The 11701-nt window shown below is 48.0% G+C and carries 12 protein-coding genes; 8 read left to right on the plus strand and 4 right to left on the minus strand.

The features are described from left to right. Positions 1-8: 8 nt before the first annotated feature. The 7 genes from BMX82_RS06145 to pdxT all read left to right on the plus strand — a co-directional run bounded on the left by BMX82_RS06145 (position 9) and on the right by pdxT (position 7612). Positions 9-1058, plus strand: coding sequence for a uroporphyrinogen decarboxylase family protein (locus BMX82_RS06145; protein ID WP_036914055.1), 1050 nt, complete (start codon positions 9-11; stop codon positions 1056-1058). Between the two features lie 3 nt (positions 1059-1061). Next, positions 1062-2264: a dicarboxylate/amino acid:cation symporter gene (locus BMX82_RS06150; RefSeq protein WP_051949864.1), complete on the plus strand. Its 1203-nt coding sequence runs from the start codon at positions 1062-1064 to the stop codon at positions 2262-2264. Next, positions 2264-3217 (plus strand): FixH family protein, encoded by a 954-nt coding sequence (locus BMX82_RS06155; protein WP_091766974.1) that lies wholly within the window; start codon positions 2264-2266, stop codon positions 3215-3217. The genes BMX82_RS06150 and BMX82_RS06155 overlap by 1 nt, the downstream gene beginning before the upstream one ends. 24 nt (positions 3218-3241) lie before the next feature. Further along, complete coding sequence (locus tag BMX82_RS06160) at positions 3242-5197, plus strand: TonB-dependent receptor (RefSeq protein ID WP_036914052.1); 1956 nt, start codon at positions 3242-3244, stop codon at positions 5195-5197. Positions 5198-5280: 83 nt separating this feature from the next. Then, complete coding sequence (locus tag BMX82_RS06165; RefSeq protein WP_036914049.1) at positions 5281-6177, plus strand: bifunctional hydroxymethylpyrimidine kinase/phosphomethylpyrimidine kinase; 897 nt, start codon at positions 5281-5283, stop codon at positions 6175-6177. Between the two features lie 7 nt (positions 6178-6184). Continuing rightward, a complete protein-coding gene (gene pdxS / locus BMX82_RS06170; RefSeq protein WP_036914047.1) occupies positions 6185-7060 on the plus strand; it encodes a pyridoxal 5'-phosphate synthase lyase subunit PdxS in 876 nt (291 codons plus the stop codon). Then, on the plus strand, positions 7061-7612 hold the full coding sequence (gene pdxT, locus BMX82_RS06175) for a pyridoxal 5'-phosphate synthase glutaminase subunit PdxT (protein ID WP_036914044.1): 552 nt from the start codon (positions 7061-7063) through the stop codon (positions 7610-7612). A 147-nt stretch (positions 7613-7759) separates the two neighbouring features. On the opposite strand, the gene BMX82_RS06180 is transcribed toward pdxT, so the two are convergent. From BMX82_RS06180 to BMX82_RS06190, 3 genes are all read right to left on the minus strand, one after another. Then, positions 7760-8236, minus strand: a complete 477-nt coding sequence (locus BMX82_RS06180) for a DUF6078 family protein (RefSeq protein ID WP_143058329.1) — start codon at positions 8234-8236, stop codon at positions 7760-7762. Between the two features lie 176 nt (positions 8237-8412). Then, the gene (locus BMX82_RS06185) at positions 8413-9015 is read right to left on the minus strand and encodes a hypothetical protein (protein ID WP_143058330.1); all 603 of its coding nucleotides are present in this window, start codon (positions 9013-9015) and stop codon (positions 8413-8415) included. A gap of 2 nt (positions 9016-9017) precedes the next feature. Further along, positions 9018-9221, minus strand: coding sequence for a hypothetical protein (locus BMX82_RS06190; protein WP_036914039.1), 204 nt, complete (start codon positions 9219-9221; stop codon positions 9018-9020). A 183-nt stretch (positions 9222-9404) separates the two neighbouring features. On the opposite strand from BMX82_RS06190, the gene BMX82_RS06195 reads away from it, so the two are divergent. Then, entirely contained in the window at positions 9405-11114 is a 1710-nt protein-coding gene (locus tag BMX82_RS06195) for a helix-turn-helix domain-containing protein (protein ID WP_036914037.1), read from the plus strand. Between the two features lie 10 nt (positions 11115-11124). On the opposite strand, the gene BMX82_RS06200 is transcribed toward BMX82_RS06195, so the two are convergent. Continuing rightward, on the minus strand, positions 11125-11700 hold the full coding sequence (locus BMX82_RS06200; protein ID WP_036914034.1) for a chromate transporter: 576 nt from the start codon (positions 11698-11700) through the stop codon (positions 11125-11127). Position 11701 lies beyond the last annotated feature (1 nt).

The raw sequence follows: 11701 nt of genomic DNA on the forward strand, positions 1-11701 counted from the left end.
AAGAATAAATGAAACAGATTATAAAATCAACTTTGGCCGTTATCGCTCTGGCCACAATTTCTAATCAGGCAGTTCTTGCCCAGTCAGTAGCAACCTCTAAGGTTAACAGCCGCGAGCGTATTTTACAGGTGCTCGATCAGAGTCGCCCCAACGACTATGTGCCAGCAGCTTTCTTCCTGCACTTTGAGAACAAATTAGGTCGTAAGGCTGTGCAAGATCATAAAGATTTCTATCGTGCCACCAACATGGATTTTGTGAAGGTCTTCTATGAGATATCTGTACCACAAATCGATATTAAGTCTGGAAAAGATTGGGCTAAAGTTCCTGTTTATGGCGAGGACTTCTTTGCTCCTCAGGTAGCTGTTATCGAGGATCTGGCCCGTGAGTTCGGCGACGAGGCTTTTATCCTGCCCACTGTTTATTCCCCCTTGGCACTTGCACACCAGACTTTGGGGCGTGGCAAGGACTTAAAGAAACTCATCGAGGAGGATCCAAAGGCCTTCGGACAGGCCATAAAGAACCTGTCGCTGAGCATAGAGAACTATCTGCGTTCAGCGCGTAAACATGGTGCCGATGGTTTCTATGTATCAAGTCAGGGTGGCGATGGTAACTCACTTTCACCAAAAGTCTGGAAAGAACAGGTTCGTCAATGGGATAAGCATGTATCAGAGGTTGCCAACGAGATTGGAATTATCAATATCCTGCATATCTGTGATTATGGTACACCCTTCAAGAATGCTGAGGCTTTGTATGATTTTGCCGATTACCCCACAAGTATCATCAATGTTCCTCTAAAGTTCTCTGATGGCTCGACACTCAACTTAAAGGAAGCGCAGCAGCGTTTTGGGCGTCCTATCTTCGGTGGCCTGGAACGTTTGGGAGTTATCGCCAGCGGTTCAATAGAAGAGGCCAAGGCCGAGGTTGATAAAGTGTTGGAGAATGCATCACCCAACTTTATCCTTGGTGCTGATTGTACTGTTCCTGGCGAAACCGATTGGGAGAAACTCCGTGCAGTCATTGATTACGCCCATACTTGGCGTCAGACACATAAGAAGTAATTGATGAAGAATACTATATTATGGATTGGCGCCCTTATCGTGGGCGCCATTTTAGGATTGTTAGGTCTTCAGTGGCTCGACGAGGTGATGACTTTTGTAGCCACAGTCTATACGCGGTTGTTTCAGTTGTTAGCTGTCCCAACCATCGTACTGGCAGTTATCACCACCTTTGCCACGTTTGGTTCTAAGGGTTCAGGCAGAATTTTCGGTCATACGCTGACCTACACGTTGTTGACAACTTTTGCCGCTGCTGCTGTGGGAGCCGTCCTCTTTGTGCTTGTTGCACCAGGGAATCTGCCTGTTGACACCCTCATTCAAGGTGAGCAGTCTGTGGAGCAGGCGCCTCAGCTGTCTTACTTCGACCATATCATTAGCGTCATTCCTAACAACATCGTCAAGCCATTCCTTGAAGGCAATGTACTTTCTTTGCTTTTGTTGGCTTTTGCCATTGGCATAGGACTGTCTAAGTTGCCCGAATCAGAAAATAAGACGATTGTAGTCAAAGGCCTGCTTGGACTTCAGGAACTGCTCTTCCTGCTTATCCGTGGTCTCATATGGACACTGCCTTTAGGTATCGTAGCCTTCTCGGCTCAGTTGTCGGCTCAGTTGTCGGCAGGCGTGGTGGCCGATTCCATCGGTAAATATGTGCTGGTGGTACTGGGCGGTAATGTCCTTCAGTTCTTTGTGGTGTTACCACTGTTCCTGTTGGCACGTGGATTGAATCCTATCCATGTGCTGGGTAGAATGACGCCTGCCGTACTGATGGCGCTTTTCACGAAGAGTAGTGCAGCCACTCTGCCTGTTACAATGGATACAGCAGAGAATCGGTTGGGGATTAAGAAGAATGTGGCTCGCTTTGTGCTTCCCATCTGTACTACTATTAATATGAATGGTTGCGCAGCGTTTATCCTCGTCACCTCGCTCTTTGTGATGCAGAATGGAGGTACGCCTCTCACATGGACGACTATCCTGCTATGGATTCTTATATCAGTGGTGTCGGCAGTTGGTAATGCAGGTGTACCTATGGGCTGTTATTTCCTTACCCTTTCACTCATGTCGGGTATTGGTGCTCCTATTGCCATCTTGGGTATTATCCTGCCTATCTACACTATCATTGATATGATAGAGACCGCAGAAAATGTATGGTCCGACTCTTGTGTAGCTGCTATAGTAAATAAAAAGCTTTCACCAAAAACAGAAGAATAATGAAAAAAGTAATATATTTAATTCTCGTAACAGTTTTTTTTATAACCGTTACCTCATGTAATAGCAACGACGATGGTGTGCAGAAGGGAATCGATATTCCTGGCATCACCATTGATGGCGATGCAGACTGCTGTTCAGCCGAGGAAGCTATTCAGATATATAATTTCCTTCAGACCGTGAAGGTTGTCCCTGAGCTCACGGCCGAGATTGATAGCAAGTATCGTGTCTCTGTATATACTCGTACTGGTAGTCTCCACACGGGCTATAATGATTTGTACTTCGTGGCCACTAAACTCACAACAGGCAATTATATCAAAGAGTTTACAGTGAGTAACTTTAAACCACTCATGTACATGACCAAGATGAAGATGCAGCACAGCACGCCCATATCGGGTATCGTCAAGAGTTTTAACTCCAACTTCACTGCCGTCAAACAAGGTTGGATATCGCTGTTGATGCCGACCAGCGATGCAGGCTATTGGACACTGGCCTATGATGCCAATGTCTTGGGGCAGAAAGGAGGCGTCAGTCCTACGGAAGTCAAGGTGGATGGCCTGCCTGTTGGTCAGGAGTGGCTCAAGTCGTTCAAAATTGGTGGTAACACCTACTATCTGTCGCTGGTTAACCCTGCCGACTGGATTACTGGCAGCAACGAGATACAGGCCTACATATCGGTGAAGAGCCTGACAGGCACTGATCCTTATGAGTTGGCCACAGAGCAGTTTGTCATTGACATTGATCCTCGCATGCCCGACATGGGACACCATACCTCGCCAGACAATGCAGCACTCACACTCCAAACTGATGGCAGTTATCGTGGCAAGATCAATCTCACCATGACAGGTCTGTGGCGCATCCACCTTACGGTAAAAGATGTAAAAGGAAACATTGTGGCTGGAGGTGATAATCTGAAAGATGGCTTCAGCTCACTCTATTGGGACGTAACCCTCTGATAATCTGTTAATATTAGTATCTGTATGCTTAGACTGTTATTATTAGCTATCCCTTTGTTGGCCGATACTACCATCAGCCAGCCTCGTCATCTCGACGAGGTGGTGGTAGTGTCGAATCGGCAGGGTGGAAAGCGTTCGGTCAAGGGACAAGTGGCATCTATCGATGAGCATCTGTCGCAATTGTCGCATGTGTCGCTTGTACGGCGTGGTTCTTATGCATGGGAGCCGATGGTCAACAATATGCCGACGGAACGTGTTTCAACCACCATTGATGGCATGAAGATATTCTATGCATGTACAGACAAGATGGATCCTGTGACGAGCTATGTGGAGAGCGGAAACCTGCAAAGCATCAGTCTCAACTCTGGTCTCAATGGTAATCCACAGGCCACAGGCAACATCGGCGGTGCGCTCGACCTGCGTCTCCGCAAGGCTGGGTTTGATGCCGATTCCTTTCACCTTAGCTCAATGGCTGGTTATGAGCTCAACGGTCATTTACAGGTGTACGGCGCTGATGCAGCTTGGTCCTCCCAACGCTTCTATATAAATGGTGGCGTATTCTATCGTCATGCCGATAACTATAAGACGGGTCGTGGCGATGTGCTGCCATTCTCACAATTTCATAAGTTGAATGCTTTTAGCAATCTGGGCTATCGCCTTACCAATCGTGATATCCTCGAAGGTGTACTCATTGTCGATCATGCTGGCGATGTGGGCTATCCTGCTTTAGCGATGGATGTCAAGCGGGCCGATGCCTTCATCACCTCCCTCGCTTACCGGCACACGTGGGCCGAAGGCCTGTTCGATTCGTGGGAGACTAAGATCTACTATAATCATATCATTCACGAGATGGACGATACCCATCGGCCTGATGTGCTTATCCACATGGATATGCCAGGTCGTAGCACAACTGCGGGTTTCTATAGTCTGCTATCTGGTGTGGTTGGTCAGCACGGGTTTCAATTCAATGCCGATGGCTACTATAACCGATTGTTTGCCGACATGACGATGTATCCTGGCGGTGCGGCTCCGATGTATATGGTCACATGGCCTGATGTCCGTACGCTGAACACGGGTGTGGCCGTTTCTGATGACATCACTTTACCTCACCGCCAGTCTCTCTACGTGTCTGCTAAGTTGGCTTGGCAGCAGCAGACGCTTCGTGACAAGGAGGGCTATGAGGCATTGAAGGTTTTCTTTCCTGGTATGTTAGATTACTATCATCAGTTCACTGGGCGTATCGCTGCCAGCTACAACTGGCATCCCGACCATTGGCAGTTGTCAGTTGGCATGGGCTGGGGCAGTAGGGCGCCAACCGTCACAGAGGCATATGGCTATTACCTCAACAACACCTTCGACCAATATGATTATATCGGCAATCCACGCCTTAGTAACGAGTCGGCTGTTGAAGCCAATGCAACTGTCAGATGGCTGCCAACAGGGGACTTCTCGCTGACTGCCGATGCGAGTGTCTTTTCCTTTTCCAATTATATAATAGGTGTTTCTGAACCGCGACTCAGTGCGATGACTATTGGTGCCGAGGGAGTCAAGGTATATGCCAATCTCAGTCGTGCCACCATTGCCAATGCATCGCTCACCAGTCGGTGGCGGATCTCGCGCCGCATTGATTTTGAGGGCTCTATGGGTTGGGCCTTAGGGCGCGACGACGAGGACGACGCTTTGCCTCTTATCGCCCCTTTTAATTATTCGGCACGTATAGGCTATACATACAAGACTTTGCAATTACAAGCCGAGCTGAAAGGTCATGCCCGTCAGTCAAATTATGCAGCTAAATATGGTGAGACGCTCACTGTGGCTTGGGCCATCTGCAATCTCTCTGCCCAATACCGCTATGCCCGGTTCGCCCTATGTGGCGGTGTGGAGAACGTGTTCAACCGCCTTTATGCAACTTATGCCGACTGGAACAATATACCACAGAAGGGGCGGAATCTCTATTTTAATTTGTCGTATGAACTGTAATTTGTTTTGCCAAATTGCAGTTTTTTTTATCATAAGAGGAATAATATTTGGCTATGTCGGGGGATTTTATTTCCTTTGCACCCATGAACAAAGCGATACTGACGATAACAGGTAGCGACGGCACAGGAGGCTCTGGCGTACAGGCCGATATCCAGCTTATCCACGAGCTGGGTGGTACTGCAGCATCGGTCATAACCTCTATTACGGTACAGAACACACTGGGTATTCAGGAGTTCCACGACCTGCCCGTAGCAGTGGTACGTCAGCAAGTTGAGGCTATCATCAATGACCTTGAGCCGCAAGTTGTCAAGATAGGCTTGCTACGCCGCATTGATGTCGTCGAGATGCTGGCCGAGGTGTTGCAACGTCATAAGCCACGCCATATCATCTATGCGCCGGTACTGACATCAACCAAGGGAGAACGGTTGGTTGAACCTCGTGTCTATGAAGCCATCGAACGATTGTTGATGCCAATGTGTACTGTGGTACTGGCACCGGGCGACCTGCCTATTGGTCCTCGTCGTCATGGTCATGCCAACCAGTTGGCTTCGGCATTGGCTTACTATCTGAGTCTCGACGAGAAGGTGAACGATGCCATGCTCCATGCCCAGGCCTATCTGAAGCAACTCCCCGCCGAATATGCCGATGGCAATAGTCGCAGCGAAGAGCTTTATAACCAGTTTCTTGACGCCGTAGAGCATTATTTCAACCGTTACGCCGACGTGGCTTTCTATGCCGAACAGCTCAACGTGAGTCCTCGTTATTTAGGACAGGTCACGCGGCGCATCGCCGACCGCTCGCCCAAGGCCATTATCGATGAGCGCATCGCCAACGAGATAGCCACCTTGATAACCACAACCAACAAACCGCTGAAAGACGTTGCCCGATGGCTGGGATTCTCATCGCAGGCCCACCTCTCGCGCTTCTTTAAGAAACGGAAAGGGGTCTCACCTACAGAATTTCAACAACAAAAGCAGTAATATAAAAATGACAAACGAAAGACGTGATTTAAACCGCCAGTTGGCTCAGATGCTGAAGGGTGGTGTGATAATGGATGTGACTACTCCCGAACAGGCCAAGATTGCCGAAGAGGCTGGTGCCTGTGCAGTTATGGCACTTGAACGCATTCCTGCCGATATCCGTGCAGCGGGTGGTGTGAGCCGTATGAGCGACCCGAAGATGATTCGTGGCATTCAGGAAGCGGTCAGTATCCCAGTGATGGCTAAGTGCCGTATCGGCCATATCGCAGAGGCTCAGATTCTGCAGGCCATCGAGATCGATTATATCGACGAGAGCGAGGTGCTCAGTCCTGCCGATAACATCTATCACATCGATAAAACCAAGTTCGACGTGCCATTTGTCTGCGGTGCCAAGAATCTGGGCGAGGCGCTACGCCGTATTGCTGAGGGCGCCACGATGATCCGCACCAAGGGTGAGCCCGGTACGGGTGACGTCGTGCAGGCCGTAAGCCACATGCGACTGATGCAGAGTGAGATTCGCCGACTGGTATCGATGAGCGAAGACGAACTCTATGAGGCTGCCAAGCAGTTGCAGGCACCTTATGAACTGGTACGCTTTGTTCATGACAATGGCAAACTGCCTGTCGTAAACTTCGCCGCGGGCGGCGTGGCTACACCTGCCGATGCCGCGCTGATGATGCAGTTGGGTGCTGAGGGCGTATTTGTGGGCAGTGGTATCTTTAAGAGCGGTAATCCCCGCAAGCGTGCCGCTGCCATCGTGAAGGCCGTGACCAACTATCAGGATGCCAAGATGCTGGCCGAGCTCAGCGAGGATCTCGGCGAAGCTATGGTGGGAATCAATGAACAGGAGATAGAACTCTTAATGGCTGAACGCGGAAAATAAATGAGAGTTGCAGTACTGGCCCTGCAAGGGGCCTTCATAGAACATGAGCAGATGCTCCATCGTTTGGGAGCTGAGACTTTTGAGGTACGGCAGCTGAGCGATTGGCAGCAGCCCAAAGACGGGCTCATTCTACCAGGAGGCGAGAGTACGGTGCAGATGCGCTTGCTCCGCGAGCTGGGGCTACTGGAGCCTATCCGCCAGGCCATCCTCGGTGGACTGCCTGTCTTCGGCACTTGTGCTGGTATGATACTTCTCTCAAAGGATTATCTTGGTACTATGGACATCCGTGTGCGTCGTAATGCCTATGGCCGACAACTCGGCAGTTTCCACACCACAGATAGTGTGGAGGGTATTGGCAGCGATGTGCCAATGACTTTTATCCGTGCGCCGTATATCGAGGAGGTGCTGTCGGCCGATTGTCAGCCGATAGCCGAAGTCGGCGGCCATATCGTGGCAGCACGCCAGGGCAATCAGATAGCGACCGCTTTCCATCCAGAGTTGGATGACGATATACGGATACACCAGTACTTCCTGAAATCCTTGAGCCGGTGAAGATGATTATGCTTTGTGTGCTTAAAATAAGGGTTAACGCTGTTTTCTCGGTTGGAAACCGTTGTTTTCTCGGTGAGGAAATACCATTTTCCAATAGGGAAAACAGCGTTTTCTAACAGGGGAAACAGCGGGAAATGACGTCTCTTTCTAATCTGTGGGGGGATTGCCGAAACAGTAGGCTTTGTGATAGCCATCAAAAGGTACGTCCCAATCATAGCCGTAAGACTTGATGATATCTCGGATACCCTGTTGCTGAGCGGGAGTAAGCGGACGCTCGCCTCGCATGTACTGGTAGTAGAACTTAACGCCATGCAAATACGCAGTGATGGTCTTGCGCATACTGGTGAAGTCGCTCTTCAGCACGTTGTCGTAAAGATGTGAGAAACCAACGGCCATCGTCATCACCTTAATCTTGTCGAACCAGCGGCAGTGGCCATTTTTCAGTGTGTGGGGTAGCACGCAGCGGCATGTCTCCAAAGTTTCCGGCGCATGGGCGACAGCGAAATAGTGCATACAGTTCCCGCTAAGCGGACAGCCTGTGTTGAAACACAGGGGATACCAGCTAGGAACTGCTGAATAATCAAACTCATCGTCGTGTGAAATAATGTCTTTAGTCTCGTTCATTTTGTATCTTTTTAATGTTTAACTTTATAGTTGGTTAGAGATTGCAAAGATACTGAAAAAATAAGTGATTCCCAAATTTTTGGCTGTAAAAAACACATGAGGAAGAAAATCCGATTCGACTCTAAAATTCGTATATAGGATAAGAAACAATCAATCGGTGAATTAATCTCCAGATGTTATTTTACAATAAGATGATTCAGATCATTCATGTCGGTGGGCTGAAAACTGATAGACCAGCTGCCGCCGTCTTTCTTCCATGAGAAGAGCAAAACCTCGATGGTCTCGTTGGCAGAGAGAAAAAGGTAGCAAATATCGGCATTATAGTCCTCAAACCTGACTTCACCTTTGTTTACGAAGCCATTGCGCTTTAGCTCGGATATCACAGATTCCAATGGTACCGGGAAGAAATAATCATAGGCGCAGTAGAAGAAGTCATTGCCATCGTCGTAGCTGAAGTGGAACCTGATTTGACGATTCCCTTTGTTATAATACCTTCCGTAGCATATGTCGCCTTCCTTGTCTATGCGTATCAGGGCGTTGGCATTTACGATGGCGAAATCGGCAAAGTTCTCCGTCATGTATTTCTCTACGTCGGTGAGTGTTGAACCAAATGCCAGATATGGCTTGATGACAATGGAATCGAGGTTGATCACAACTGCCATTGAGTCTTTTGAAGTCTCTGACGTCGCAGATTCCTCTTTATTACCATAGGCAGTGAACACTGATAAAACCATTGCGCAGCAAACGACGGCTGCGAGCGTCATAAGAATCTTTCTCATACTTATAGCTGATTAATATTTCTGATTTTTTTCTCTAATTGTTCTATCTGCTGTTCTATCTCCCAGTTCTTTCTGATGAAAGCACTGATGCCAGTCATCAGTTCGGTGGTGCGCCAGCGGTAATAAGCCACTGCCACTGCCAAGCCAATGAAGATAAGCATTAGAACTGTGGCACATGCTACTGCAATGATGAATGATACTTCCATATCTGTTTGCCGTTTTGATTTTCGCCGGCAAAGGTAAGCAAAGCCTGCGAAAGAGGTGTTCTCACGGCGCACAAGCTTGTATTCTGGGCGCACAAATTACATTTTGAAACAAAAATGAAACATTTTATGCATATTTTATCAGAAAAAGCTGTATCTTTGTACCCAAACAAAGTTATTCAACCGATGAAGAAATATCTTTTTGTATTCTTGATTGTTGCAGCGATGGCTATTGGATGTACTGGCGGTCGCGGAAACGGTAATGTGTTGTCGGATGCTGACAGCATCTACCAATGGGAGAATATACGCAAGTATCTTATGGAAGAGCCGGAACTAGCGCTTAGACTGATTGATACATCTGAAATGCGTGGGGTGGCTGATGTGAACTACGCCAACTATATGCGGGCACAGATATACTATGGTTCGCCAACGATGGAAGATTTGGATAAAGCTCGCGATTACTGTCTACGGGTGCTTAACAACCAGAATCCCGTCGTCGACAGCTTGCAGAGGATAAAGATAATTTCATTGCTAGTGTCAGTTTTCCAGAAGACTCCTGAAAAATATCAGGACGCAGTGCGCTATGCTATTAAAGGTGCCGAGATGGCTCACAAGGCAAATCGTCTGATGGAAGAGGCGGAATTCTATTTCAATGCGGGGACCATGATGGAACGACTACAGCAAGGTAGCGGCATTGCCTATATGAATAGCTCATTAGAGCTTTATCGTAAGGCCGCTCGAAATAGTATAGCCCCTCTACCAATGTTTTCTTCAAACCTTGGTCAGATGGCACGTATCTATGCTGAGGAAAAAAAATATGCTGATGCTATCTCTTTGCTAGAAGAACGGCTGTTGGTCATCGAGCGCATCGAAAAGGAATACTCTACAGCCCCTGCTGGATGGATAGATCAGCAACGGGCGTATACTTATCCTGTTATGGCATATTGTCTGTATATGACAGGAGATAAGGAGAGAGCTCAACGCATGGCTGCGGCATTTGAGCAGACACAGGCAGGACAACAGCCTGGTAACCAAGACGATATTCTGTTTTATTACGCATCTTCTGGAAATGCCGCTCGTATTCAGCAGATTTATGACCAGTTGGAGCCTTATTATAGGGAGAAAGGGGATACCATATCCCAGAATTATGTCAGTTTGCTGGCCTTATATGCCCGTGGACTCAATGAGATAGGCCGCTACCATGAAGCCTATCAGGTGCTCGACCGTTTTAGTGTGATTAATGATAGTCTGGTACAGCGTGAGCGTCAGCAGGAAACGTTGAAATATGCACAACAGATGAAAACACAGGAGAAGGAGCTAGAACTGAAGGACAAGGAGGCCAAAGCTCGATTACACCTTATTATAATATTAGCTCTTGTGGTATTTTTGGTGGCTTGCATAATATTCTTGTGGCGTATCACTTTGGCTCATCGCCGACTACAGGAGAAAAACCGCCAGTTGTTCGATACTGTGCAGCAGATGATACAACAGGCTGACAAGCGACAGGAAGCACTAGATCGCCTTCCCGAGGCCACCTTGAGCCCATCACAGCAACTCTACAACCGTATCTGTCACCTGATGCGTGATCAACAGCCTTATACTGATAGTGAACTGAACCGTGAGACACTGGCCCAGATGCTTGCTACAAACTATAATGTTGTGGCATCTGTTATCCGTGAGTGTACAGATGGACAGACCATCGGAGATTTCCTCGATGATTGGCGCATCCGTCATGCTGCTCAGTTAGTGGCTACCACTAGTGATACCGTTGGTCTCATTATCGAAGAAAGCGGCTTCTCTAGCCGCAGTCATTTCAACACACTCTTCCGTGAGAAGTTCAAAATGACACCATCAGAGTATCGTAAAATAGCACAGGAAAAGAAAAATGAAGGATAGTTGCCCTTTATTAGTGGAGCAGTAGCAATCCTGCAAAAGCGGCATAGCATATCATACGGATGGGATTGATTTTTAGATAGCCTGTTCCGAAAGCAGTAGCTATGAAAAGGACGCAACTGATACAGAACTGCCACGGAGTCTCTGTTGGTGTGGAAAAATTCTCCTTGTTGCAGAGCAATAGGGTGGCTGCAGCGAGTAATCCTACGACGGCAGGGCGCAGACCTATAAAGATCGATTGCACCAATGGGGTGTTCATATACTTCATGAACATCTTGCTAATCAGAATCATCAGAATGAGCGAGGGGAGTACCAGTGCGAAAGTCGCTGTGGCACTACCGAGGATGGCCATCAGATGACTATAACCTGCATTATGAATGGCTGTGTATCCGCAGTAAGTAGCTGAATTGATACCGATAGGACCAGGTGTCATCTGTGAGATAGCTACGATATCGGTAAACTCAGCCGTAGAGAGCCAATGGTGTGTCTCTACTGTCTCGTGTTGGATAAGTGATAGCATGCCATAGCCTCCACCAAAGCCGAAAAGGCCAATCTCGAAGAATGTGATGAATAGACTGAGAAATATCATT

This window comes from Prevotella sp. khp7 (genome assembly GCF_900109055.1).
Lineage (GTDB): Bacteria > Bacteroidota > Bacteroidia > Bacteroidales > Bacteroidaceae > Prevotella.

What these genes read in the sequence shown, in the direction of transcription:
- BMX82_RS06145 (WP_036914055.1), top strand. Translation starts at nt 9, where the DNA reads ATGAAACAGATTATAAAATCAACTTTGGCCGTTATCGCTCTGGCCACA.
- BMX82_RS06150 (WP_051949864.1), top strand. Translation starts at nt 1,062, where the DNA reads ATGAAGAATACTATATTATGGATTGGCGCCCTTATCGTGGGCGCCATT.
- BMX82_RS06155 (WP_091766974.1), top strand. Translation starts at nt 2,264, where the DNA reads ATGAAAAAAGTAATATATTTAATTCTCGTAACAGTTTTTTTTATAACC.
- BMX82_RS06160 (WP_036914052.1), top strand. Translation starts at nt 3,242, where the DNA reads ATGCTTAGACTGTTATTATTAGCTATCCCTTTGTTGGCCGATACTACC.
- BMX82_RS06165 (WP_036914049.1), top strand. Translation starts at nt 5,281, where the DNA reads ATGAACAAAGCGATACTGACGATAACAGGTAGCGACGGCACAGGAGGC.
- pdxS (WP_036914047.1), top strand. Translation starts at nt 6,185, where the DNA reads ATGACAAACGAAAGACGTGATTTAAACCGCCAGTTGGCTCAGATGCTG.
- pdxT (WP_036914044.1), top strand. Translation starts at nt 7,061, where the DNA reads ATGAGAGTTGCAGTACTGGCCCTGCAAGGGGCCTTCATAGAACATGAG.
- BMX82_RS06180 (WP_143058329.1), bottom strand. Translation starts at nt 8,236, where the DNA reads ATGAACGAGACTAAAGACATTATTTCACACGACGATGAGTTTGATTAT.
- BMX82_RS06185 (WP_143058330.1), bottom strand. Translation starts at nt 9,015, where the DNA reads ATGAGAAAGATTCTTATGACGCTCGCAGCCGTCGTTTGCTGCGCAATG.
- BMX82_RS06190 (WP_036914039.1), bottom strand. Translation starts at nt 9,221, where the DNA reads ATGGAAGTATCATTCATCATTGCAGTAGCATGTGCCACAGTTCTAATG.
- BMX82_RS06195 (WP_036914037.1), top strand. Translation starts at nt 9,405, where the DNA reads ATGAAGAAATATCTTTTTGTATTCTTGATTGTTGCAGCGATGGCTATT.
- BMX82_RS06200 (WP_036914034.1), bottom strand. Translation starts at nt 11,700, where the DNA reads ATGATATTTCTCAGTCTATTCATCACATTCTTCGAGATTGGCCTTTTC.